This is a genomic window from Colwellia psychrerythraea (genome assembly GCF_000764185.1).
GTDB lineage: Bacteria > Pseudomonadota > Gammaproteobacteria > Enterobacterales > Alteromonadaceae > Colwellia > Colwellia psychrerythraea_B.
The window spans coordinates 22,221-48,685 of record NZ_JQEC01000054.1; the positions used below are offsets into that span (position 1 = coordinate 22,221).

General features: G+C 37.1%; 22 protein-coding genes and 1 pseudogene. 10 read left to right on the plus strand and 13 right to left on the minus strand.

Annotated features, from left to right (window positions below; genetic code table 11):
• Positions 1–74: 74 nt before the first annotated feature.
• From GAB14E_RS04695 to GAB14E_RS04680, 4 genes are all read left to right on the plus strand, one after another.
• Positions 75–938 (plus strand): THxN family PEP-CTERM protein, encoded by an 864-nt coding sequence (locus GAB14E_RS04695; protein WP_033083758.1) that lies wholly within the window; start codon positions 75–77, stop codon positions 936–938.
• Between the two features lie 536 nt (positions 939–1,474).
• Positions 1,475–2,005, plus strand: a complete 531-nt coding sequence (locus GAB14E_RS04690; RefSeq protein ID WP_033083760.1) for a hypothetical protein — start codon at positions 1,475–1,477, stop codon at positions 2,003–2,005.
• Positions 2,006–2,165: 160 nt separating this feature from the next.
• Positions 2,166–2,774, plus strand: coding sequence for a hypothetical protein (locus tag GAB14E_RS04685; protein ID WP_033083761.1), 609 nt, complete (start codon positions 2,166–2,168; stop codon positions 2,772–2,774).
• 213 nt (positions 2,775–2,987) lie between these two features.
• A complete protein-coding gene (locus GAB14E_RS04680) occupies positions 2,988–3,548 on the plus strand; it encodes a hypothetical protein (RefSeq protein WP_033083762.1) in 561 nt (186 codons plus the stop codon).
• Between the two features lie 93 nt (positions 3,549–3,641).
• On the opposite strand, the gene GAB14E_RS04675 is transcribed toward GAB14E_RS04680, so the two are convergent.
• On the minus strand, positions 3,642–5,897 hold the full coding sequence (locus GAB14E_RS04675; RefSeq protein WP_081967879.1) for a YHYH protein: 2,256 nt from the start codon (positions 5,895–5,897) through the stop codon (positions 3,642–3,644).
• Positions 5,898–6,840: 943 nt separating this feature from the next.
• On the opposite strand from GAB14E_RS04675, the gene GAB14E_RS04670 reads away from it, so the two are divergent.
• Positions 6,841–8,667 carry a DUF885 domain-containing protein gene (locus GAB14E_RS04670; RefSeq protein WP_081967880.1) on the plus strand — a complete coding sequence of 609 codons (1,827 nt, stop codon included), beginning with the start codon at positions 6,841–6,843 and terminating at the stop codon, positions 8,665–8,667.
• 125 nt (positions 8,668–8,792) lie between these two features.
• On the opposite strand, the pseudogene GAB14E_RS25145 reads toward GAB14E_RS04670, so the two are convergent.
• From GAB14E_RS25145 to GAB14E_RS0123340, 3 genes and pseudogenes are all read right to left on the minus strand, one after another.
• Positions 8,793–8,936 (minus strand): annotated as a pseudogene (locus tag GAB14E_RS25145) (MmcQ/YjbR family DNA-binding protein); the annotation flags it as partial.
• A 126-nt stretch (positions 8,937–9,062) separates the two neighbouring features.
• The gene (locus tag GAB14E_RS0123335) at positions 9,063–9,482 is read right to left on the minus strand and encodes a hypothetical protein (protein ID WP_156115775.1); all 420 of its coding nucleotides are present in this window, start codon (positions 9,480–9,482) and stop codon (positions 9,063–9,065) included.
• Between the two features lie 137 nt (positions 9,483–9,619).
• Positions 9,620–9,790, minus strand: coding sequence for an MmcQ/YjbR family DNA-binding protein (locus GAB14E_RS0123340; protein ID WP_156115776.1), 171 nt, complete (start codon positions 9,788–9,790; stop codon positions 9,620–9,622).
• Between the two features lie 744 nt (positions 9,791–10,534).
• Here GAB14E_RS0123340 and GAB14E_RS04660 point away from each other — a divergent pair.
• Both GAB14E_RS04660 and GAB14E_RS04655 read left to right on the plus strand, forming a co-directional pair.
• On the plus strand, positions 10,535–11,350 hold the full coding sequence (locus GAB14E_RS04660) for a hypothetical protein (RefSeq protein ID WP_033083766.1): 816 nt from the start codon (positions 10,535–10,537) through the stop codon (positions 11,348–11,350).
• 443 nt (positions 11,351–11,793) lie between these two features.
• Positions 11,794–13,326, plus strand: coding sequence for a tetratricopeptide repeat protein (locus GAB14E_RS04655; protein ID WP_052093960.1), 1,533 nt, complete (start codon positions 11,794–11,796; stop codon positions 13,324–13,326).
• Positions 13,327–13,361: 35 nt separating this feature from the next.
• Here the strand turns inward: GAB14E_RS04655 and GAB14E_RS04650 are convergent, their stop codons facing one another.
• From GAB14E_RS04650 to GAB14E_RS24925, 7 genes are all read right to left on the minus strand, one after another.
• Positions 13,362–13,754 (minus strand): MmcQ/YjbR family DNA-binding protein, encoded by a 393-nt coding sequence (locus tag GAB14E_RS04650; protein WP_033083767.1) that lies wholly within the window; start codon positions 13,752–13,754, stop codon positions 13,362–13,364.
• Between the two features lie 133 nt (positions 13,755–13,887).
• On the minus strand, positions 13,888–14,418 hold the full coding sequence (locus tag GAB14E_RS24275; RefSeq protein ID WP_052093963.1) for a TlpA family protein disulfide reductase: 531 nt from the start codon (positions 14,416–14,418) through the stop codon (positions 13,888–13,890).
• A 10-nt stretch (positions 14,419–14,428) separates the two neighbouring features.
• Positions 14,429–15,700, minus strand: a complete 1,272-nt coding sequence (locus GAB14E_RS04645) for a sialidase family protein (RefSeq protein ID WP_033083768.1) — start codon at positions 15,698–15,700, stop codon at positions 14,429–14,431.
• 36 nt (positions 15,701–15,736) lie between these two features.
• Positions 15,737–17,845, minus strand: coding sequence for a TonB-dependent receptor (locus GAB14E_RS04640; protein WP_033083769.1), 2,109 nt, complete (start codon positions 17,843–17,845; stop codon positions 15,737–15,739).
• A 326-nt stretch (positions 17,846–18,171) separates the two neighbouring features.
• Positions 18,172–20,418 carry a TonB-dependent receptor gene (locus tag GAB14E_RS04635; protein WP_052093965.1) on the minus strand — a complete coding sequence of 749 codons (2,247 nt, stop codon included), beginning with the start codon at positions 20,416–20,418 and terminating at the stop codon, positions 18,172–18,174.
• A 161-nt stretch (positions 20,419–20,579) separates the two neighbouring features.
• Positions 20,580–20,729 carry a hypothetical protein gene (locus GAB14E_RS24920; protein ID WP_156115777.1) on the minus strand — a complete coding sequence of 50 codons (150 nt, stop codon included), beginning with the start codon at positions 20,727–20,729 and terminating at the stop codon, positions 20,580–20,582.
• A 93-nt stretch (positions 20,730–20,822) separates the two neighbouring features.
• Positions 20,823–20,963, minus strand: coding sequence for a hypothetical protein (locus tag GAB14E_RS24925; protein ID WP_156115778.1), 141 nt, complete (start codon positions 20,961–20,963; stop codon positions 20,823–20,825).
• A gap of 217 nt (positions 20,964–21,180) precedes the next feature.
• On the opposite strand from GAB14E_RS24925, the gene GAB14E_RS04630 reads away from it, so the two are divergent.
• Both GAB14E_RS04630 and GAB14E_RS04625 read left to right on the plus strand, forming a co-directional pair.
• Positions 21,181–22,452 (plus strand): S1 family peptidase, encoded by a 1,272-nt coding sequence (locus tag GAB14E_RS04630; protein WP_033083770.1) that lies wholly within the window; start codon positions 21,181–21,183, stop codon positions 22,450–22,452.
• Positions 22,443–23,498 (plus strand): FHA domain-containing protein, encoded by a 1,056-nt coding sequence (locus tag GAB14E_RS04625; protein WP_081967881.1) that lies wholly within the window; start codon positions 22,443–22,445, stop codon positions 23,496–23,498. Before GAB14E_RS04630 ends, GAB14E_RS04625 begins: the two co-directional genes overlap by 10 nt.
• 142 nt (positions 23,499–23,640) lie before the next feature.
• Here GAB14E_RS04625 and trpS read toward each other — a convergent pair whose 3' ends face one another.
• Entirely contained in the window at positions 23,641–24,648 is a 1,008-nt protein-coding gene (trpS, locus tag GAB14E_RS04620; RefSeq protein WP_033083771.1) for a tryptophan--tRNA ligase, read from the minus strand.
• Between the two features lie 85 nt (positions 24,649–24,733).
• Positions 24,734–25,408, minus strand: a complete 675-nt coding sequence (gene rpe, locus GAB14E_RS04615; protein ID WP_033083772.1) for a ribulose-phosphate 3-epimerase — start codon at positions 25,406–25,408, stop codon at positions 24,734–24,736.
• 294 nt (positions 25,409–25,702) lie between these two features.
• Between rpe and GAB14E_RS04610 the strand changes: the two genes are divergently transcribed.
• Entirely contained in the window at positions 25,703–26,371 is a 669-nt protein-coding gene (locus GAB14E_RS04610) for a TorF family putative porin (RefSeq protein ID WP_033083773.1), read from the plus strand.
• Positions 26,372–26,465 lie beyond the last annotated feature (94 nt).

The following is a 26,465-nucleotide window of genomic DNA, read 5'->3' on the forward strand; positions in this document are numbered from 1 at the left end:
ACGGCCTAAGTTGCAATTGTCACTTATTACTACTTTAAGGTGTACTTTAATTTTATACTGACAAGGAGTAAATAATGAACACACTTAAAAAAGTCATAATTGCTTTAACATTATCAACTCTAGGTTTTACTTTTACGAGTAACGCTACCCCGATAACCCTATGGGATTGGGAAGTTGATAGTGCTTTTACTAGTTTTATTCCTGGTGGCCCTGATGTTATTGGTTCCACCGACAACCACCATTGGCTTGATCCTACGATATTGACATGGGGTACCCCTGTGGGAACCTTTGGTAGTTCACTTGATGTTTCTAGTGGCTCTGCTGGCCATGTTACTGGAGAAGACTTAGCTAACGGCGCCTCTACAATAACGTCCTCGTTAACTCATAACAACTTCATTATCACAGGGTCAACCTTAACTTCCGCCACACTTAGTACAAAACTATTTCTTGCTCCCGCTGATATAGCCTTAAGTGGTGCGATTCCACCTTTACTTTTCGATATAGTATTTAAGGAGACACCAAATAATGGCAGTGGTTGTATCTATTCAGGAGATCCTGAAGAAGGTACAACATTACCACTGTGTGAAAATGACATATTTGTTGTTGATGCTTTTGGTACCGACATTGATGAAAACGGTATTATTGAAGGAATTGAATACAACCCGTTCACTAATAGTTTTAATCAACAATTTAGCTTAGGTGCATATACATACAACATAGGCCTTTCTGTTGATACTTTGGCACAATTGGATGAAGTAGTTTGTGATAGAGTTGCAGGTGCTGATGATGATTGTATTGGTGTTACTACTGAAGAGAATAAAGCGAATACCTTTAATGTGCATATGACAATTACCCAAGTACCAGAGCCTTCAACCATTTTACTCATGAGTTTGGCCTTATTTGGTATAGTCGCCAATATGCGTAAAAAACATAGTTAACAGTGGAGGTAATTATATCTCATAAAATAACGCTGGATAAAATGAGTTACACCTAAAGTAAATATTTTTACATTGAATAAATCCAAAAGCAGCCAAAATGGCTGCTTTTTTTTTAGTTTTAGTTTTAGTTTTAGTTTTATGATATTTGAAAATGTACTAGCCCTTATCCGTTGACTTAAAAAATGAATGCGTCTAAAATCTTGTACAGGTTGCAGAGACGCCTTTTCCGCCCAAGATGAATTCACTCTGATATCAACGATTAATCAGTTCAATATGAACTAAGTAGGCTTTGCGGAATGCCATAGATACTTAGAGGAATTGAATTGTGACTTCACGCAAGTATTATCTACCCAAACCTAAAATGCAAAATGCCCCTCAGCCTTTACTTAGTAAACTGGTTTTGCTTTTCTGTTTTTTAACCGTTATTCAGCTTTATAGTTTATTTCCAGCCACCACTCTCATCGCTAGTTGTGATTTTTCATTCGCTAATAGTCTATTTTTTCACGCCAGTATTGAATTGAAATAAGGAGAGCATTATGGATCTGGCAATAAATGAAATAAAAACGCAGGCAAAAAAATTACTAAAGGCACTTAGAGCTGACATAAACTTAATGCAGATGATGAGATTGCCCCTAAAGAAAGTCGCAGTATCGTCACCTTCTGAATTAAAATTAAAGCACTGCTTAGGCTTGGTCGCAATTGAATTAGGCTTTAAGGATTGGCATGAAGCTCAGCAGATTTTGTCAGGTACAAAACCTTCATCGACGACAGTAAATATGGGGAGCTACTTTTACCCTAAGAGCTGTGGTGGTTTTATTAATGAATGGTTTGCCGAGTACTCCTTAGCCGAAAAGACCTTACTCAAAAGCTCGACATCAAAATGGTTATTACCCTATAAAAATCAATTTATTGTAGTAGAACACGATTATATTGCAGTATTTAAACTAGATAAGGACGTAATGCCATTATGGAAAGAAGTAAAACACGACATGGTGGCAAGTTATAATAGCTTAGCTTGGGATAAAATAGCCTGTGCTGTTATTCGACATAGACCGAAAAACTATTAAAAGCTAAATGATTCTAAACTTAGTAATCTGAGCTTAGTTACTTGAGCTTAATTAATTACTGATTCCTCCTTTTTAGAAGAGTGAATTCTTATTAATTTCCCCCTTAAACTTTGCGCCTAATTACGATATATTAAAGTTATTAGGTTAGTTAGGGAAGATTATGTCTAAAACAAGGATGTCATGGCTATTTTTTATGGTGATCACTGGCTGTATGTTGATGTATGCAGGTTTTAGTGGTTACCATATTTCTTATCTCTCTGTGCTTGAAGTTATTGAAGGTGAGCGCTCAATCACTCATTTATTTAGAGCTAAAAAAGAAGAGCCAATAAAAAGGTTTCATTACGACTTAAGCGATAGTCATCGCTATTACTCAACGTTTAGATATAACGAATCACTACGTAGTGTTTGGCAAGCGTTGCTTGCAACACAATCTAAGCAATATATTAATCTGATTATTAGTAATATTCCCGCTTTGACTGCTAAAGAACAAGAGTATTACGCTAGAAAGAATTACTTTAATAATCCCAGTGAAGAAGAGGTAATAGCTAAGTACCTTAACAACAACTCAAAAAGCTCTATCACTACTAGGTATAATTTACTAGAAAGAGCTACCTTTGTGGCTGTGAGTAAAACAAATAAAAAAACATTTATCCATCGACTAAAAAACACTAATTTATCAATCAATTACAATAAAAATAAAGTTCAAGCCGAATTCGCTATTTTTCAATTTGCCCTTAACGGTCAATTGACTAAAATAACCTCAAGATAAAGGGTTGGAGCGAATATAATTTACTCACTAGAGGCACTATGCTGTTCCTGTCTCTCCCTACAATAAATGGTTAATTTAATCATTTATTGGTTAAGTACAAACGCTAACTTCTATAAAAACCTTTCATAGCCCTTATAAACAGTGTTTCGCTTTGATTGGAATACTATTTGCTATAACAAAGTAAATCTAACCCATTAAAAAGAAGATACAGCTATGAACGAAAAACAACTAACACTGATCAGTAAGTATTTTGTCGGTTTTGTCACATTAATTATTTGGTCATTGCTCATTTGGCAATACCTTAACGAAGGTGTGCCAAGTCATTACCTACTACAAAACCCTGAATTCCCTGAACTATCGAATTGGTGGGGAGCTTTATTATTGCCCGTTTTGTCATGGGCTCTACTTGGCTTGATTAAAAAACGCATTATAAACTCACCTGAAGCAAGTAGGCCATTACTTATTAAGCAAGTGGTTATCAGCTTGGTTATTTCACTCATCTATGGCGTAATACTCTCGTTAACTTTCCTATATGGATATGCAGAAGTTTCATCGGTATTGTTTCCTGGCATATTGTTTTTTGCACTATTTTTCAGAGTTTATAGAGCAGAGTTTTTACTGGGTTTTATTCTGAGTATGAGCTTTGTGTTTGGCGCGGTATTGCCAACAATATTTGCTGCGCTGATCGGGCTTGCATCAGCGATAGTTTATTTTGTGGTACATTTTATTTGGGCAAAAGTTAGCAGGCTCAAATCAACAAAACAAACGGCTTAGAAAATACACCTACCAGAATTGGTTATTGAAATTTTTTAGTGACTGCCTTTTGCAGTAGAATTTTTTATCATTATCGATGATCCTGCTGCAAGATTATTTAGTAAAGCTGCTATCTGGTGTACCCGAAAAACAGGATAGTACATAAGGATAGCTAACCGTAACGTAGTAAGCATAACCACCATTTAGTGTCATGCCATTACATTCATCTAAATCGCCCAAACCTTCAATATATTCATAATCGTCTCTAAATGATCCATCATAACTTCCCCCTGGGTCACCGGCTCCTGTTGGTCTATCACCTGATTTCAAACGATAGCTGGATCTGACTGAACGAACTTCACCTTGATCATCAAAATAAGTCCCATAGATAGGGAATCCATCCGCAGCAAAGCCTATAACCGGCGAGTCTTGCTGATCATTGTTTTCGAATAAGGCGATAGGTGAGCCATGATAGTGGTAAGTACCATCTGGTTGAGCGTGAGCATTATGAGAGTCAACGGCAAAACCATTGGCGCTATGCATTGGATCGTATCGCCAAGGCTCGTTTATATCATTACAGCCAATTTTACCATTACCCACACCATAACAACCTGCAGCTAACAGGTCGACCTTAACACCATTGAGTAATATTGCATTGTCTACTTGCAATGACAGTGGGGTAACTTGGCTTGCTTTAGTTGGGGAGATAGTAATTTCAAACTGATCATTTTGTTCACTGACATCATTTGGAAATGCATTGCCGCCATCATTAAAATCGTGATTAGGGATGGCATTGGTGTTAAAGACACACTTATTACCTACTTGTGAAATAACAAGATCGCCCTGAAACACAGTGCCTATATTTATATCATTCACCGTTGAGGTAAATTTCTCAATATAATCAACACAGTTATTACTTTTATTGGTAAGCGTAGTGTTGGTTATATCAATACTGCTTACGGTTTCGTCGCCATATATAAGGGCTGAAACAGCAGTTAAGTTAGTGACTTGTGCTAATAACTCAACATCATTAGTTGGCAGTAGGTTATTGGTTTCTGAAAACATATCCAATAAATCATCTGATGAGTTACCTGATAGTAAATACAGCTCTTGACTGCCATCTTCAAACTCAATCAGCTTATAGTCTTTTGATCGTGTTGCCCAGCCACTGACCTCATCTGACTTATAAGCTGTGTAGCTATATTCTCTTCCCCCAACGCTCCCACCAGTAAATAGAGATTTAAAACTCTGGCTATCATGTACTTTAGTTGCTGACACTCCTGCAATTTCAGCTATCGTTGCATATAAGTCAGTTGCAGTGATTAAAGCACTTTCTCTTTCATTAATTCGTGTTACACCTTGGCCTGATACAATAAAGGGCGTAGCAATACCCCCTTGATATAAACTACCTTTGGCATGTGTTTTACTATAAGTCGATGTATCGATAACACTACTTGGTGTACCGTTATCACCAATAAAAATGACAATGGTATTGTTGCGAGTTTCTTCATCTAAAGAATCTAACAATCGACCTATTTCAGCGTCCATTGCTTCAATTGCCGATAAATAGTAATCCCGCTTATTGTCAGTTATATCACTCGACGTACCTGATAAATCTCGGCTGTGTAGAGCTGCTGGCGGCAAGTGAAAAGGTGAGTGTGGAGCAGAGTAAGCTAGCCATACAAACCAAGGTGTTGTTTGTTCACTCAACCAATCAAGCGCTAAGTTAGTAATTTTAGTGGAGTGATATTCTGTAGAATTTTCTACCACACCATTAACGGTAAGTGACCAATTGTAGTAGTCAGACAAATTGCCTATATTACCGGCATAATAATCAACACCAACATCATTGGGGTGTGTCTCACTAGTTCCACCAATATGCCATTTACCAAATACTGCCGACTGATAGTTGTCTGAAGCGGCATTACCCTTTAAATACTGTTGTAATATTTCATGCTCTGAGGATAGGTTTCCAGGCAATGACTCAACGCCATTATTAACACCGTATTTTCCAGTAATAATCGTACTACGTGTTGTTGAACATGCTGGTGTAACCCACATATTCTCGAAAGTAATTCCTTGCTGCGCAAGCATATTCAGCGTTGGAGTTTTTGGCATATTTTCACTCAACGCATATTGAGCAGAGGCGTCTAAACCTTGATCATCCGAGATTATAAACAAGATATTAGCTTGTACTTGTGCTTCATCATTTTCGCTAGACTCCTCTATCGGTGTTTCTACCGGAGCTTCGATCGGCGTATCTAGCGGAATATCAATTAAGCTATCAGCTTCTCCTGTAGAATCTGCCCCACAACTTACAAGGCTAATGAATGTAATAGTGATGAAAAAATAGCGTAATACTTTAAACATAACGACCCTAACCTCGTAATAAATGATTATATATAATACAACACAGCTTTAATGTTATTAACTTAGTTTGTACTAAAAAAAGTAAGTTTGGGTAAAGCATAAGTAAAGTTATGTAAAACAGTCGCTACCAATTTACACAACTTTAAAAGTATAGGTACACCGACTACATATGAATGATAATTGACTACTGAGCTTAATTGACTATTTTACTGACCACAAAACTAAACGAATTATCGATAATGCGCTCAATTTCAGCTTGAGGAATTGAGCCAGCTAACATGCCCTTACTCCAGAGATGTTGAATGCTGTTTAACAATAAATCTAGCAAATAAAACGCGACAGAAGCACAAAACGTTTAGGAACTAAAAAGGTATTTACCTTAGCCACTAAAGCGGTGGTAAATAGTTTAAGATTAGTAAAAATTACGCTGTATCTTTCTAATACATATCATAAAAGCTATTAATCAAATAAAAATAATTACACGGAGATGCTCTTTTTAGTCATATTACTTACCACTAGCTTCTTTATTCAAAATAAGCATGAAGGAATTATTTATAAGTCTTAGTACTTCACCAGTAGGTACTGGTGCCATAAAAACACACCAATACCTAATGCTTTTAAATCGTGTAAACATTAGCGCTACCAATTTTTACAATGCTGCTCATCACTAACACATTGACCTCTGAGTATTATCACTAATCAGAGTAAATCAATTAGTCGAATTACTACCGCTTCGGGTTTCCATAAATAGACAATAAAAATGATGAGTGAATATTAAATATCTGCTTTCCCTTTTAATAAAAGAAGTATGTCTGCTTTTGTTAATTTCTCATTTTCTTTTACTTGATGTTATAAGTTTGTTAACTTCAATTCGATTACAATACATAATTACTATTAAACATCTGATTTTAATAGTTTAATAATCTGAAGAACAGAGGGAACTATGATTAAAAAAACATTTAAATGGCTTGGGTTTTTATTGCTCACCGCGATTGTTATTGGCGGCAGTTTCGCCGCTTACGAATGGAATGCAGATAAGCCTCTGAGGTTTCGATCTTTTGTCGATCGAGAAGTGTTGAAGATGGCATTTGAAAGCCCTGAAACATTAACTTCTTTAGGCTTTTTAGAATCATTAGGTATCACTGGGCATAACGCTAAACTGGATGATGCAAGCCTTGCTAAAGCAGATGAGCTATTTATCAAATTAAAAGAAGTGCATAAAACCCTTAGTTATTATGAAAACGACAACTTAAGTAAAGAAGATCTTTTATCTAAAGAAATAGCATTATATTTATTAGATTTTGCCAAAAATTCTGAACAGTTTCGTTATCATAATTACCCTGTAAACCAATTATTTGGTATTCAAAATGGCTATCCTAGCTTTATGGAAGCTCAACACCAAATCAATAGCACTGATGATGTAGAAAACTACTTATCTCGTTTAGAATTAATAAAAATTAAATTCACGCAAGAACTTGAAGGAATAAAGCTAAGAGAAGCAAAGGGCATTATACCACCGTTGTTTGTTATTGAACGTGTGCTTGAAGAAATGAACACATTGGTAGATAAACCAATAAAAGAAAATATTCTATATACGTCACTGGCAAAAAAAATGACAGACAGTGGTAATATTGATAATGCAGAGCAAGCAGACTTATTAGCCAAAGCGAAAGTTAATATTGCTGAATATGTGCATCCTGCCTACAAATTACTGATTAATTATTTTACCAATTTGCAATCAAAAGCAACAACCGATGATGGCTTTTGGCGTTTACCTAACGGTGAAGAGGCTTACGAAAACTCGTTAAAATTCTTTACTACTACTGATTACACACCACAATACATTCACGATTTAGGGATCAAAGAAGTGAATCGTATTCAAACAGAGATAATGACCATTCTTGCAGAGCAAAGCTATGACGTTTCGCAAGGCTTTAGTGACGCGATAGAGAAATTAGCAGCACAAGAGAGCTTTTATTATGAAGACAGTGATGCTGGCCGAGCGAAAATTCTCGTTGATTATCAAAAAATTCTTGATGAAATTGATGCTGGTTTAGATTCTGCATTTAGAATTCGTCCAGAAGCAGGGATGGAAGTTGTTAGAATTCCAGAATTTAAAGAAAAAACCGCGCCTGGTGCTTATTACCAACAACCCGCTATAGATGGCAGCCGCCCTGGAAGATTTTTTGCGAATCTATACGATATAAAAGCGACACCTAAGTACTCAATGAGAACGTTAGCTTACCATGAAGGTATTCCTGGCCATCATTTTCAAATTGCTGTAGCAATGGAGTTAGAAGGTTTACCACTGTTTAGAATGTTTTCACCATTTACAGCATATGTAGAAGGTTGGGCGCTGTATAGTGAATATCTTGCATGGGAAATGGGCTTTCAAGACGACCCCTTTGATAATATTGGCCGCTTGCAAGCCGAGCTGTTCAGGGCTGTGCGCTTAGTTGTTGATACAGGGATTCATTATAAAAAATGGACCCGTGAGCAAGCTATTGATTACATGAAAGTGAATACAGGTATGGCACAGTCGGACGTTGTTTCTGAAATTGAACGTTACATAGTAATGCCTGGTCAAGCTACATCGTATAAAGTAGGCATGATGAAAATATTAGAATTACGCGAGAAAGCAAAAACCGCATTAGGTGATAAATTTGATCTACGTGATTTTCATGATGTGGTATTAAAAAATGGTGCAGTTCCTCTTAATATTTTGGAACGCTTTATTGATGATTATATAGCTCAGACATTGAAAAAATAAATTTTGCACTTATTTCCTTTGAGCCTGTAACAGATTTTGTTACAGGCTCTTTTCATTAACCAAAAGGTTAATATTTTAAAGCACTATGTGCGACTTATATCCTTCGTGCCTAATCAATCTTATTACTAAATATGTAGAGTTATCGATTGCCGATCTTTCTTGCTCATTTTACTAACCACCAACATATACGAATTATCGATCAAACGCTCAATTTCACCTTTGGGGGTTGAGCCATCAATAATGATGGTATTCCACAGTCGTTTATTCATAGACAACAATCAACCTCATTTGAATAAGGTGATTTATTCTCAATCCAGAAATTTATAGATACCATTAGCAGGTATTAACTATTGAATATCTAAAAGTAAGTTGGAGTCTAAACCATAAGAGTGGCATTAATCACAGCGCCAATCATATGCACTTAAAATAGCGGATACATTTTTACTACTATGATCCTTATTCGTTATTCTAATCATAGGGATACCTCGTTTATTCAAGGTCATATGAAAGACATTAGATTCGTTGAATTTTTGAGATAAATTTTGTTGACTACACACATTATCCAGGTTTATTAGTGAAAGTGACTTGGCTTCTTTTAAACTGTCTTTACGCAGTTGAATTAAGCTCTTTTTAAAACTAAAGTGCACTAAAACATAATCCTCACCCATCAGGTAGTCGTATTGATATGGAATATTATGATTCCTTAATTTTGAAATAAATAAGCCATTGGTAAATTGGTCATTGAAACTTTCAACCGAGTAAAACTCTGCCTCATCGCTACAGCTAAGACAAGTTAGTAACAGTAAAAAAGTCATTAAGAGTTTCATTGTGTACGGCCTCATTAAAAAGAAATAAGCTGCTGTTTTGACTGGTTTAACTTTTAAAGCCTTGAAGCTGATGTTAGGGGTAACAGTGGCGTAACTTATGCTTAGTCCACTTAAAAACTTCATCACTAAAGGTGAATAATTATCGACTGCAGATCTTTCTTAGTCACTTTACTGACCACTAACAGATAAGAATTATCCATCATACGTTCAATTTCACCTTTGGGGGTTGAGCTATCTAAAATGACAGTGTTCCACAAACGCTTAATCATGTAATCGTTAACACTGCTATTAAACACGAACGCGAGCATCGATAATTAATAAGTTCGAATTAGAACTATCAACCTAACTCTCATTTAGAAGAAAGATACAATAAATAAGGCAATTGACACAACAGGTAAAGTTGATTAAGCATTGTTAATTTTTTCACAGTGGAAGTTGAAATTGCCAAATATTACTAGTATTGGATTCCACTTTTTCGCACGCAAAAAAATCGTGTTGATAGGAAATGTTACAGGTATTGGGTCTTCGACCTAAATTTCTCTCTCGAAATAGCTTCTTGCGATGTTTGAAAAAATAGACTAACAGTTCGAAAATCCGAGGTTCACACTCCATATGTTTTGCATGTTTAGTTAACTTTACTTGGTCGCAGTCAACTATTATATCGGCAAATGCAAAGCGCATTTAAAATCCCACAATGTCATCAATAAATTATCATTCCATTATTAAATCATTACTAAACCATTGTTATCTCTTTATTGTATTAAATCAATAAATTGACACAATAAAGCTTCAATGAAATAAAGGTGATATTATGAAAAAAAACACGTAAAAATCCCTAAAAAGTACAAAATTCGCAGGACAGGGGCTTGCTGATGATACAAGTTGTATGACTTTAAACAATCAAGGAGTAGTTGTTTATAAACCGAAGGATATACTTGAAGGCATCGCGATTTTTCTTCATGGTGCTCCTGGTACGCCTAAAAAAGTAACTCAAATTAACAAAAATAAAAACCGATTATCATTCCTAACAAGGAGGAATTATGCGTTCAACCTGCTCCCTAATAATTATATTACTTACTTTATCTGCCTGCTCGAGTGATTCAGTAGAAACAAGTGATCCAACACCTAGTCAAGTGGACTTAATAGACCAACCGGACATAATAGAAAAAATACATTCCAACAATTTAGCAATACCGGATAATCGTTTTTCGAATAATTATGAAGTTTTGATATTTGGAAATAGTCATACATCAAAGTTGAGTAGTTTAATAGAAACCCTTATAAGTACAGGAAAACCCTATGCCAAAATAAAAATTATTAATGCGGGAGGGGGGTTTCTAGACAATATTACGCAAAAAAGGACAGATTTACTCGAAAATAATCCTTGGACACATGTTATTTTACAAGGTCAAAAATATTCGCAATCAGGAAGCATTATTTATCCAACAACTGCCGCACAAATGTGGATAGATAAGGCGAAGAGGTACAAAATAACTCCTATCCTTTTTCCTGAACATCCACAAGAAGGTAACACAACGGAAGGGGGACGAGTTCATCGAATCCATACTAGTATTGCCAATATACAAAGATCATGCGTTGCGCCAGTTGGCTTAGCTTGGGACAAAGTTATCACTATAGAGCCACAACTCGTTTTACATAGTAGTGATGGTAACCATGCAGCTTTTTTAGGAAAATTACTTACTGCCTTTGTTTTTTATGAGGTGATCACCGGTGAAGCTGCAGATTTGTTGCCCTTTATTAAAGAAATAGAGGTAGAAGAATCAACCCAACAACTTTTAAAGCAATTAGCATCGGAAACCATTCAATCTAATCAACCATGTCTGTTTGGTAATTAAGCTAGTGATTATGAATAACCGAGACAATAACGTTGGAGTAATATCGGCAATTACGAAAACACTATTGTCATGCCATCGACTTTACTTAATTGTGATGTGATAGCATTAAACAATTCTTTAATGCTATCAAGTCACTTCATTCTCATTAGCTAATAGCTCTTCTGTGAAGTATATAGAAACTATGTTTTTATATGTAAAAGAATCGACTGCTAATCTTTCTTAGCCATTTTACTGACCACCAGTCTATAAGAATTATCCATCATGCGCTCAATCTCACCTTGAGGAATTGAGCCATCAAGAATAACTGTAATCCACAAACGCTTAACCATACCAACAGTAGCGCTACTATTTTAGCAAGTATCAATAGGAAAACTAACCCTGTTTGCTCAATACTGATTACTAACCTATATTTTAGAACAAAGACTCCTCCAAAGATTATGACTATGAAACTACATGGTAACTCTTTCTTTTCAATAGCAGCTTTCGCTTTATTATTTGTCAGCAGTTTACTCTATAGTCATGATGGCCATAAAAATGAGGATATTGTATTACAAGATTTAGGTAACTTAGGAGAAGTAAACTTTGAAATTTCATGTAAAACTGAGACACAAAAAGCGTTTAATACTGGTGTAGGGCTTTTGCATCATATGATGTATGCCCAAGCAGAGCAGCTTTTTCAGAATTGGATAGCACAACAACCTGAGTGCGCTATGTTGTATTGGGGTTATTCAATGTCGCTATTCCACCCACTATGGCCAGATAAAATCACTAAAGACGCTTTAATTAAAGGTCAACAAGCCTTAACAACAGCTCAAAACATTCATAAAACACAACGTGAAAAAGCTTATATAACTACAGCAGAAAAGTACTATATCAATTGGAAAACAATTCCCGAAAAGACCCGCATTAACTCATGGGCTAATGCGCACACTAAGCTATACCAAAATTACCCTAACGATATAGACGCCACTGCTTTTTACGGGTTATCTCAACTCGTTATCGCATCCAAAAAAGATAAAACCTTTTCGACCAATAAAGAGGTTGGAGATATTCTATCTACAATTATAGATAAACAACCTTTACATCCAGGAGCCATTCATTACAGTATACATGCATACGATAACCCCAAACATGCCCAATTAGGATTAAAATTAGCAAGAGACTATAGCCAAATAGCACCGGATGTTCCCCACGCTCTACATATGCCAACACATATTTTTGTCAGGTTAGGAGAGTGGCAAGATACTATTAATTGGAACTCTCGCTCTGCAACCGTAGCATTAAAATACCCGACTAAGGGTTCAACTTCCATGCATTATGTTCATGCTCTAGATTACAAAGTCTACGGATTATTACAATTAGGAAAAAAACAAAAAGCGCAACAAACATTGCAAGAAATCGAAACTCATCATCCTATACAGAACACATTCCCTGCTGCGTATGCTCTTTCCACTATGCCCGCAAGAATACACCTTGAACAGAAAGACTGGCTACAAGCTAGTCAACTTAAAATGAGGGTTCCTAGTTACATAAGTTGGGAAAAATTCCCCCAAGTTGAAGCCATCACATATTTCGCTCGTGGAATTGGCTCTGCTAGGAGTAATAACCTAAAAAGTGCAAAAGAAAATTTAGAAATACTTAAAAAGCTTTACATTAAAACACAAATTATAAGTCCAAATTACTGGGCTGTACTAGTAGATGCACAACGAAAAGCCGTTGAAGCTTGGATATATTTTGCCCAAGGAGAAAAACAGCAAGCTTTAGCATTACTAAAAGAAGCGGCTCGTATCGAAGACTCTGTAGATAAAAGTCCTGTGACTCCAGGGCCTGTCTTACCGATACGAGAATTATTAGGAGACATGTATACCCTGACAGGAAATATTGATGCTGCTAAAAAATCCTATCAAACGAGTTTAAATAATGGCTCTAAACGCAGATATAGTCAACAAGCTCTGGTTAACATAACTAAGATATAACCCCCTTGTAACTTGTTCCATCACTTGAATCAAATCTACATATAAACCAAGATTGACTGCTGTTCTTTCTTGGTCATTTTACTAACAACTAATTTGAATGAGTTATCTATCATGCGCTCTATTTCACCTTGAGGGATTGAGCCATCAAGAATAATTGTATTCCATAACCTTTTATTCATATGGTAACCAGGAATTACTGCAGCAAAAATATCTCTTAACATTACCGCTTCATCCGGGTCACACTTTAAATTCATCCACCAGTCTTGGTTATCGCCGTCACCCTTGCCCATTTTTCCAAGTGCTAAAGTGGCGAACATTTTTTCTTTAACCTTAAATACTTTAATGTCGTCGCCAAAAGGGTAATCCAACTTTGCTTCCGGCTTAGCTAATAAGTATTGTTCGGCCTGTTGATAAGTAAAGAGAGTCATAACAAGTTCCTTCTCACGAGCGTTTTATTCAATGAATTACAGCTAAATAATTTTGCCTTGATGTATCGCTACTTTGTGATTAATCAAATATTAAATCGCAATAATGGCAGCCCAGATAACCACAAGAATAACATTAAGCACGGCTGCTCAGTAACCATTTATCGAGCAATGCTTTAGTGACTAAACCGCTTTTGCCATGAAAGGTGCCGGCCTCATCAATAAAATAACTACGAGGTAATTCGCCATACCACTGAGGATCAATTAAATAGCGGCTATGATCTTCAAAACCATCTCGAAAATATAAATGGGTAAGTTGTGTTAATTCAAAATGCTTGATGATTGCTTGTCTTTGCTGCTCACTTTCCTCATCACTGTCAACATTAACTATCACAACAGCAAGATCTTGCTTTTGCTGCTGCAACTTTTTCACTAACGCCAGCTCTTTCATGCAAGGTGGACAATCAACAGACCAAAGTAGCATTAGCCATCGGCTACCTTGGTACTTTTGTTTCAGCTGCTCAAAGACTTGCTGGTTAAATACCTGCTGATGTATTATTTTCTTATCAGAGGTTTCCTGCTCAGCCCTGACTTTGTTGCTAAAAAGCATCATTATGGCTAACCCAAGATAAAGGGCGACCACTTTTTTTATAATAGCTTTGTTCATACTAGCTTCTTCATAATTGACTTAACCAATGCCCTTGCCCAAATCGCAACCACGAGACATAACTTTTATTTTTATGAGTTAATATAAAGGGTCTATCCGCACCTTTTTTTGCCGTAGCAATGACAATAGCAGGCGTAAATGTTTGGCCATTGTCCGATGAACGCTGATGCCATAATTGATGCTCGGTGCCGGTAAACTGTGTCCAAACGATATCTACAATACCGTTATATTCACTCATGTGAGCATGCGCAGCTTGTGCTGCTTGTTCGCCGATATTTAGCGGAGTTGTTAACGTTTTACCTGCATCATCAGAGTGAGCATAAAAAATACCTTTACCTTTATCCCCCTGATTAAACCAAACGAGATGATAGCGGTTAGTATCATCGATTGATAATGCACCACCTTGATGAGGACAGCCATTAATCTGCCAGTGATCATAACTCACTTGGTAAGCTTGTTGTTGCTCATTTACCGTAGTAATAGCGAACTCACGAATATTGTCGCCATATATGTGCCGCCATAGAATAGCTAAGTTACCTTTGCTGTTTACATCAATAGCTAACCGGCAGCAAACACACGTACCGTTAACAACTTCTTTATTAACAAAAGTCTCTTGATTGTTGTCTTCGGGGTTAAGTGTCAAGCCCCCCTTTTTCATATTAGCCGTCGCCATAAAGATAGCAGAGCCTTGCGCTGCGCTTTTTTTTGACTGTTTAGCGAGCTTTAAGCGCCCATCTAACCAAACAATATTCACATTGCCTTGCTCATCAACCAGCATTTCGTTAAAGCTATGCCCTGTTAATAAGTCATCATCATTGATCGTCACTGGTAATGAAAAGGTCTTACCATCATCTTTAGAATAGCTAAAGCGTATATCAGCGGTGTATTTTCGCTCACGTGGCATCGCCCATGATAAATAAACCCCTTGCGCCTTATCAAAAGCAATTTTAGGACGATTTTCATTACGAGCTGAAATTTTTTCATCTGGAATAGCAATTCTTTTAGCCGCTGTGAAGTTAGCGCCGTTATCTGTTGAACGTTGATAATATAGTGCTTGCTGTTGACTCCATAAACGCCATAAATCCCCCTTAGGTGAAAAAGCCGACGTGACCGTTTTAGCACAACGAATATCGACTTGCTGACAATCAATTTGATTAATTTCGCCCACTGTTTTGGCTTTGGGTTGATGCTGGTGATGGCCAGAAAATGCTTCAGGAATAACAGCCAGCACCATACACACAGCAACATAGCTTAACAGTGCATTCTTTTTAACTAATATCATTTTTATGCTCCCTTAAATACATTGTTAAGCCTAAAACTACCATTGATAGTTCATACCAATGTATGCTGTTCTAGGTGCGCCAGGCGACCAAGAATTTCTGCCGTAACGGTATTCACCTTCTTGGGCATAAACCTTGTCTGTTAAGTTGAGAATACGTGCATGAAACGACACTTGTTGATTAAATTGATAACGTGCTTTAACGTTCACAACATTATAACCATTATAAGTGCGCTCTAAACCGGTTTCAGGGTCGACACTGTTGGCATCATCCATCCAGTATTCACCAATTGATTGAAGCTCTATTTGGCTTGAAAATCCTTCAAGATAGGTCGGTAAGTAGCGTAGACGAACATTGGCAATATAGTCAGGTGCCATACGCATTTCATTACCTGAGTATTCTTCATGTTTATCGAATTCGTGTTTACTTTTACTGTAAGCAACACTGAGGTTTATCTCTTCATTAATAAGCCATAAAGTAGAGAGCTCTATACCTTTATGAAGCACTCTAGAAGCATTGGTTAAATAGCGTTGTCCTTGTTCATTGTAGGCATGCACTATACCGTCATCAACATCCATAAAATACAATGCAGCATCAAAAGTTATTTTTTCAAAATTGCCTTTATAGCCAACTTCATAAGTATCTGATGTTTCTGGATCAACAGGTTTTGCAACATTACTGTCTTTAGTCGTTAAGTGATACAGACTACCTGCGGTTGGTAACCTAAAGCTATTGGCATACCTAAAGTACGTACTGGTATTTTCAGATAAGTGATAATTTATACTCGCTTTAGGGCTGAGGTGCGAAAAATCATCTTCTCGATCAGCTACGCTAATTTTACCGTGGCCGATATCACCATATATACCTAAGTGGTTGGTAAATTCATATTGTGCATAGTCATAACGAAAACCAACAGTTAAGTCGATATTTTCGCTAAGTGGCCGTTTATGTTGAAGGTAAGGTGAAACACTCGTGTAACTAGTCGTGTCATCATAGAACTTTTCCCCTGCAATATAGGTATCTGCGCCCCAGCCCGTCGTAGTGAAGTCTAATGGTTGATAAGAGAGTTGGTCACCTTCGGTATATTCAAAATCAATACCCACCGTCGTTTCATGATCTTCTGCGTGAACAAAATTGCTCATTGCTAATAGACCTAGCGTGTTGACGGTTGACTGTACTCTAGGCATGTTTTTATTCCATGTCGCGGTATAGTCATTAGTACGATGGCGAAAGTACGGAATAAGTGAATAGTAGCTATCGGTATTTATTTGATCCCACTGGCTAGAAAGACGAAAGTACTGTGTTTTACGCAGTGGATCACTAGCTAAAACCTCATCTGATAAGCCTGAGTTAGTCCTATCATTTTCAATCTGCTCATCATTTAAACTCGCGGCCATTTCTTGTTCAAGATCTGAAGCAACAAAAGCAGTAACTAACCGCTCATTAGCTGAGATTTCATATTCATGCCGTAAATTTATCTCTGCTCGCTGTGAGCCAGTATGATCTCGCCAGCCATCATTGGTGACATAAGATGCTGATGTCCTAAGCCCTTGCTTAGCAGATAATTTATTGCTATGACTAATTTGTACCTTACCGTATTGCTCCGCACCAAACATAACTTCCATAGCGGTTTCTGTTTGTTTTGCCACTGGCTCTGTCAATATGTTTACTGTTGCTGCAACAGCGCCTGAGCCGTATAGCGCAGTACCTGCGCCTTTTAAGACCTCCATTCTACCAACATTAGAGTTAAAACTAGACCACCATAACGCATTGTGGTTGAAAAAAGCTGCCGACTGCAGTGGCACATTATCTTGAAGGAATAAATAGTAACCACTGGTATTCATCGGCATTCTTATTGAGGTCTTGTGCCCCTGTCCACCTGAAAGTTGATCGATTAACACCCCTGAAATACTGTTTAATGATTCAGCAACATGTTGCCCATTATCCATTTGTAGCTCTTCTTTACTAACGCCATGAACTGACATGGCTAAGTCAGTATCAAGGGCTTCTTTACGTGTTGCCGTTATAGTCATCCGTTCAACATCACTTTTTGCAGAGCCATCAGGTAATGTTTCACTTGCTAAGGAGTAACAAGAATTAGCGATAATAAGCGTAAACAAAGTTAGTGGAAAAATTTTAAGCTTCATAGATAAAATGTTATTTTGTGTTATTAGATAATTATTATGTTAACAGCTTAAATTCGATTTCAGGTGTGTCATATTGTCGCACAAACGTAAATAACAATGACATAATACTTATTTAAATCAAAATATTGAGTGGGATGTTAAAAAAGATAAAAATAAGAATAGTCAATTAAAACAAGCGCTATTACACTGGCGGTTATTGGCTTTTATTGATAGGTATTTGAAGAGTGTATTCCGCCATTAATGATTCTGAGTAGGAAATACATTGCCGACGAAACACACGTGGACAGATAAGAAGCAGTGTCTGTTAACACCACTTTTAAGAAGGGTTAAAAAGAATAAGTTGCTTCAATCCATGCGCTTATCCCTTCGCTAGGTAAGCGAGTCATTACTGGCGTACCAACGTCTTTGACACGATTATAGCCGCCGAGATGGTTTTGGTACTCTCGATTAAATAAATTATCGACACCGCCACGAATGGTAAAGCCTGTAGTAACAAAATACTCAACATCAACATTGACTAAACCGTAACCTGCAGTAGCTTGTTCAGTATTAGTTAATGAAACATCATCTTGTGCAGCTACCGCAGCTAGGGTTAAATTAGTAATGATATTCTCATCATGGTAACTAAAACTTACTTGGCCATTGAGTGGCGCTATACGGTATAAGTTATCATCACTATCACGGCGTTCACCTTTAACATAACTAGCAATACCTGATAATTGAAAGTTGTCGCTTATATTGTAATACCAGTTAACGTCAGCACCATATAACTTAGCATCAACATTACTAAATTTAAGCGGATTTTCATCGCCTGACATCATAGACGCCATCATTTTAGCTGAAGAGTATTCCTCTTCCAGTGGCGTACCTTGGATATAATTATCAATATTTTGATAAAAGATATGCGGTGCAATCACGAAGTCGCTACTTTGCCATGTTAATCCCAGATCACCTTGATAGGCTGTTTCAGACTTAAGGTTAATATCGCCAATATAAGTATGGCCATCAGCTAAACCACCTGTTGACTCCATTGGGGTCCATAAATAACGCTCTTGATATGAAGGTGCACGGCTTTTCACGCCAGCGCCAATATAAAGCGATAACCCTTCACTCAACTGAGTTTGTGTACTTAAGGCTATATCTACATTGGTATCAGAAATTTGTCGGTCAGCGTTATTAAAGTCATTCTCCAAATCACTGGCTAACTCTCCCATGCTTGCCATTGGCATGCTGCTTCCCATATCATTCATACTGCCCATGGTAGAATCCATAGCTGAGTTCATATTTTCCATATTATGAGCCATACCACTCATTGGCATGTTTGCCATAGAGGTATTTACTTCATCAGCATTCGATATCGCATGTTTAAGTCTGACACCAAATTGCACATCAGTTTGTCCATATTGATTTTGCCACTCAGTAAAGATACCAAAACGATCATCTTGGACATTATTGAAGTTAACCACCTCAAACATGTTATCACTAGGATTGGTAATAACTGAGTCATGGCTAGCAAGGTAGCCGTCAATACCAAACGCTATTTCACCTAAAGAGAAGTCCCCAAAGCTCAATTCTCGACTTAAAATAAATTTGAAATCAGTGGTATCTGCAAGAGCAGTATTACGACGCTGTTTCATCGGCTCATGGACACGCATTTCAAAATTAGTCATTCCATGATCTGCATCTAAATAACCTAATGACCATTCACCTTGCCACTGCGCCAATTGGAAATTTCCATCTATATTAATACGCTGACTTTCGATATATTCAATATCCATTGGTAGCGCTGGCGTGCCTGAATCTGTGGTTTTAGTATAATGATAACTTAAACCAACGGTATTACTTTCAACAGAGTACCTGACATCAAAACCCGCTTGAGTTTTATCAAACTCTGTGGGAGATATCACTGTACCATCACCACTCTCCATGTCATCACCCGCCTGAGTATTACCATAAAGCAGTACAGCAACATCACCTTTAGCTATGTTAGTAACACCTGAAAATGTGCTGGCACTATTATTACTGCGATAACCCGCTTGTAAATCACCGCTTACTTGCGTTGCTTTAGAATTCATAACCTCTGCTTTGCGCATTTTAATATCAATAGCGCCACCTAAAGTATTCATACCTGCCGATACGGGCGCAATACCTCGATAAACAGTCATAGAGTCAACAATGAGTGGCGTTGAATAACTTAAGGGTGTATCCATTGCATTAGGACCCGCACCAACAATAGGGTGACCATCAAGTGAGGTAGCAACACGGTCGCCAAATAAACCGCGATATTGAGCTATGCCGGTAATGGGTCCATTACTATTAATATTCGCGCCAGGTACTGATGCTAACCAGTTGGCCAAGTCAGCTTCGGTGGTTTTTCCTTGCGCATAACTTTGATTATCATTTAACATATTATGACGCTGGTTTGAGATGGTAATTATTTCAATATCTTTATTGTTTTGATAATCCTTAACAGCACCTTGGATATCATCGGCTAATGTAGGAAAGGCCAAGACACTACTACCCAATACAACTAGGTTAACAGCGACAGCAAGAGGTTTAAGCGTAAAATTCATGGGTTATTCACTTACATAATATCTAATAGGTTTGGTATACCGCTATTTTGTAAGTTATTGCCTTTAAAAACAAAGGGAAATGAATAATGTGCGACAAAGTGTCGCACCTTAAAACTCGCTTATTTGCGCTAGGTCAAGTTAGCGAAGTTTAGCCAGGACTTTTATTTAATAATATCTGCTTGTTTAAGGTGATTCCTAGCGATGGCAATACGAGAGGCTTTCATTTTTGCATAAGAGTCGCGGGTAAAGTTAAAAGTCAAATAGTGCACACACTCAACATTTTCAACAAAGCCGATATACCAACCTAACATTGATTTATCTTTTGTATCTGCCCTGTTGGCCTACCAGCTCCCGCTTGAGCATAGAGCTTATAATCATCGGTACTCTCAACCAACATTACTCTTTTAGTACAGCAATGTTTTGTGGCTTAGCTTAACAAGATTACAGTCATTGCTTCCCTCAAGGCAAGGTTCATTGCTGGTGAAGACTTGCTGAGTAAAGCTACTCAGTGCTAGTGCACTAACAATACGGATAATTTTTTTCACACAAAACCCTTTATTAAATAATTGAAAAAATACTTATACCCAAACACTTTAAAGTTTATAAATTCCGTAGTGCATATCGATATAGAAGAAAAATCATACGCGACTTGCTTGAGCGAAACATTGATATAAACCACCCTGCATAATTTATGTCATTGTTAGAGTGACAAATAAAAATTTAATGTCACAATGGTTTAATAGGTTATTAACAGGAAGATGAATGAAAGCTTTTTTTACTTTAGTTTTTATACTATTTAGTTCGACTACTTTTGCTACAGAGCAAGCTGAGGAAATATTTGCCCAATTAACCCCATCCCTTTACCAAATAAAATTAATTGATAAAGCCAGTGGCGAAAAGTCATCTATTGGCTCTGGTTTTCAGATCAGTGCAGACGGCATTATTGCAACTAACTATCATGTGATATCTAGCTATGCCCGTCACCCTGAAAAATATCGTATTGAGTATTTAGATCACCAAGGCAACATGGCTGAAGTAGACTTAGTTAGTGTTGATGTCATCAATGATTTAGCGTTAGTAAAACGTCAAGTTAACAATGAAATGCCCTATTTCAAACTTTCCGATAAAAAACCAATCAAGGGAGAAAAGCTGTTTGCCTTAGGCAACCCTCATGATTTAGGTATGATCGTGGTACCTGGCACTTATAACGGTTTAAAAAAAGAATCTTTCAACGAACGTATCCATTTCACTGGTTCAATTAATTCTGGTATGAGTGGCGGGCCGGTTGTCAACAAATTGGAAAAGGTAGTGGGTATTAATGTCGCCACCTCAGGTAACCAAATTGGCTTCTTAGTGCCTCACGATAAGTTAGTAACACTATTTAATGACTACAATAAAAAAGCCCCCACAGATATTAAACAACAAATGTCAGCACAATTAATGGCAAACCAAGACAAGCTGATGTCGGCACTTATCAACAGTAATTGGCAAAGTAAAGAACTTGCCTCAAAGGCACTATTTCCACTTATAGATGTGCCTTTTATTCGCTGCTGGGGAGATTCTAATGCAGATAAAAAAGACGCACTTATCTTAGCCGCTATTGCCAGTTGCTCTTTAGATGAGAATACCTACCTCTCATCTCACTTCTTTACTGGCAGCGTCGAAATTGAGTTTCGCTATATGCAGGCAAAAAACCTAAGTGATAATAAATTTTATCACTTATATCAACGACAAATTGCTCGAGCTAGTGCTGGTAACAGAGGTGGAAAGGATGATATTAGTGAATTCCAATGTCATGATGATTTAATTAAACCAGCAAGCACGGCTAATACCAGTAAAGAGATTAATAATAAGAGCATATTTTGTACGCGTGCTTATAAAGACTTCCCAGGGTTATTTGATGTGCTGTATTTAGGGGCAAGTATTGATAGAAACCAGCAGGCTTTAGTTAGTCACTTTACTATTGCTGGAGTCAGTCAAGAGAATGCCATGGCATTTACGGCTAAATTTATGGAGGCTGTCTCATGGAAGTAATAAATAAAATTCCAAATATCCATACAGAAGCAGGTATTGTGGGACCTTCGACAGATAATGAACTACCTGAGCAGCAAGGTGAGATAATTATTGAAGAAATCACCCGTAATCATAAATTGTTGCATCGTCACCGACTGAATCAAGCGGAAGTATCTATTGGTCGAGATTATCACAATGATATTATTTTATCTGACCCTCATATTTGTCCACAGCATTTATCATTAAGCTTTTCGAATGGTCAATGGCAGCTAAATGATAAAAACTCGGTTAATGGTACTCGCTTAGAAAAAAATAACGCTGTGAGTCAAGATGCTAATCAACAAGCAATTAATGATGGTGATGTTATTCTCATAGGGAAAAGCCAATTAAGAGTTATCTTCAAAACTCATTTGGTGGAAGATACCATTGCCTTCAGCCCTTTTGAGTCACTCATTGATTTCATTCGCCACCCCGTAGCTGTATTTATAAGTATTGCGTTATTCATGCTAATTGCCGGCAACATTTCCTATTTAAACCAGCCAACTGAACTTAATCTTAGTCAATTGTTGGTTAGCGCCTTTAGCATGAGTTTATTATTTTCGTTATGGCCAGCAGGAGTAGCATTAGTTTCTCATCTCACCAAACATGATCCACGGATACTAGCTCAACTTGGCATAAGTTTTACTTTTTTCATTCTGCTTTGGCTCAGTGATTTCTTGGAGGAAATTATTTCCTTTAACTTCGCTAGTAATTCAATCTTAACAGTAACTGTTAGCCTACTCCCCATAGGGTTAGCCTTTAGTCTATTTTGGTTAAATAGCTATATTGGCTTTCATGTTAGTGCTAAGCGCCGCATGATTGTAGCCATATGCATTACTACCCTACTCTTTGGTGGTAGTTACTTAAATCAATACAGCAAAAGGCCTGACTTTAATCCACACCCGCAATACAACTCTACCATAATGGCACCCAGTTACTTAATTGCCCCGAGCAACAACGTAGATGAGTTTTTAAAACAAAGTAATGCCTTATTTGAGCAGGCTAACAATGCTGCCAAACAAGATTAATATAATCATTAAGTGAAAACAAAAAAGGCTTATTTTCATATGAAAATAAGCCTTTTTTAGTTATGCCGAACTGCTAATTATGCTGCAGTACTAATATTAATGTTTATCAAACCTTACAATGCAAGATATTCATTTGCCTGGTTTATGGGCGTGGAATAAAGCCTACCGCTTCATATACTAAAGCCAATACTTTACTAGCCCGTGCTGAAGCTTTCTCTGCGCCTTTACGCATCACTTCTTCTAAGTACTCTTGGTCAGCTCTATACTCATGATACTTAGCTTGAATTGGCTCTAATAATTCCACAACAGCATTAGCAACATCGCCCTTTAAGTGACCATACATTTTATCTTCATAATCAGGCACTAAATCTGCAATGCTTTTGCCTGTTGCACAAGAAAGCAATGATAATAAATTAGAAACGCCCGGCTTTTCTTCGGTATTAAAATATATATTTGCTTGCTCGTCAGAATCAGTTACTGCACGTTTAATTTTCTTAGCTATTTTTTTAGGATCTTCCAATAAACCAATAAAATTACCTGGATTAGTATCAGACTTAGACATTTTTTTAGTCGGTTCAAGTAAGCTCATTACACGTGCACCATGCTCTGGAATAAAAGGCTCTGGTACAGTGAAAATATCGCCATAAAGGTTATTAAAACGCGTGGCAATATCTCGTGCCAATTCTAGATGTTGTTTTTGATCATCGCCTACAGGCACCCGATTAGCACCATAAAGTAATATATCTGCAGCCATTAATACCGGGTAAGTAAATAAACCTGCATTCATATTTGCTTCAGCTTTTTGTGACTTATCTTTGTATTGAGTCATGCGGTTTAATTCGCCCATTTGAGTGTAGCAATTTAACACCCAACTCAATTGAGCATGCTCAGGTACGTGTGACTGAATGAAAATAGTACTTTTTTCAGGGTCAACACCACAAGCTAGATACAAAGCCAAGCCATCTAAAGTAGCTTTACGTAAATCTTCGGCTTTAGGGCGAACGGTGATAGCATGTTGGTCAACCAGCATGTAATAACACTCGTGAGTTGACTGCATATTAACCCATTGTTTTAATGCGCCTAGATAATTACCAATAGTTAACTCGCCTGACGGCTGACAGCCACTTAATACAATAGGTTTACTTGTCATTTTTTTACCCTTTAAAGTCTGAATACTTAACTTGTTTTTGCTTATACCAAACGCATTATTATATTAACCTGCTTGGTACGAGTTTTTATTGAGAAGCTTTGGCTAATTCAGTGCGCATTTCATCAATTGCCACTTTATAGTCACTTTGAGAGAATATTGCTGAGCCAGCAACAAACATATCAGCGCCTGCCTCGGCAATTTCTGCAATATTATTGGCTTTAACACCACCGTCAACTTGTAAACGAATGTCATAACCACTTTGCTTAATTTTTTCTTTTACTAAACGTAATTTATCTAATGTAGTAGGAATGAAAGATTGGCCACCAAAACCAGGGTTAACTGACATTAATAAAATGACATCAAGCTTATCCATAACAAAATCTAAGCAATGCAGAGGTGTGGCTGGATTTAGTACTAGGCCTGCTTTACAACCACTGTCTTTAATTAACTGCAAACTTCTATCAATATGGTCACTCGCTTCTGGGTGGAAAGTGATTATATCCGCACCCGCTTTTGCAAAGCCAGGAATGAGCGTATCAACATTTTTAACCATTAAATGCACATCAATTGGCGCGGTAATGCCGTAATCACGCAATGACTTACATATCATTGGGCCAAACGTTAAATTTGGTACAAAGTGATTATCCATCACGTCAAAATGAACAACGTCTGCACCGGCTGCTAAGACTTTAGCAACATCATCACCTAAACGAGCAAAGTCGGCAGATAAAATAGAGGGTGCAATTAAAAATGGTGACATAAGTGGGTTATCCTAAAAAAATATGCCGCTATTATACCCATGCTAGTTAAAAATGCGAGTTCCGGACTGTTGCACTTTTTTTGCGCATGTAACTTTATAATGCACCCTTTATGCTCATATGATGCCATAAACCTGTTTTAATTAATTGGGATAAAAGTAAAAAAGTAATGCAACGAGCTGATTCTATTAGTAAATTATAAAATTTAAAATCATCTATGAAATTTTATATAAAGGCACTAAGCTTGCAACTTCATTAGTAGATATTCATTTTAACAAACTATAACGAGATTTTTTATGAAAAAAGCAATAACAACTATCGCATTGACATCATTTTTAGCAACATTTGCTATTTCATTCCAAGTATCAGCTACTGAAGGCTTGTCAGCTAACCTTGCTGCTACTAACAACTATTTATGGCGCGGCCTTGAACAAACAGGTGGTGCTGCAGCAGTTTCAGGTGGTATTGATTATGCGTCTGATTCTGGATTTTATGTTGGTACTTGGATTTCTAACGCTTCGTGGGGTGACATGAAAACTGAATTGGATCTTTACGGTGGCTTTGGAGCAGATATCAATGACAGCATGTCATATGATGTTGGTTTCATTTATTATGCTTACCCTGATTCAATAAGCGGTGATGCTGATTTTTCTGAAGTGTATGGTAGCTTCACTTTTAGCGGTTTAACTTTAGGTGCTGCAGTATTAACTTCAGCTGAAGGTTCCGATGCTGGTGATTCTGTCTACGTTAATGCCGACTATTCATTACCCCTTGATAACGAAGCTGAAATTAATTTTCACCTTGGTAATTACAGTGGTGATTTCTCTACTGACTCAACTGATTTTGGTGTTTCAATAGGCAAAGATAATTTCACTTTTGGTGTTTCAAAAACTGATTACGATGATGGTGGCAGTAGTGATGATCTGAAATTCTACGTATCTTACTCGGTAGATATTTCTTTATAAGTTAGTTTTTCGATAAATTGCTGGAAAAACAGCCAAAGACAGAGAGGTAAATCTAGGTTATACTGGTTCACCTCTATTAGTAAACAGTGTAAAA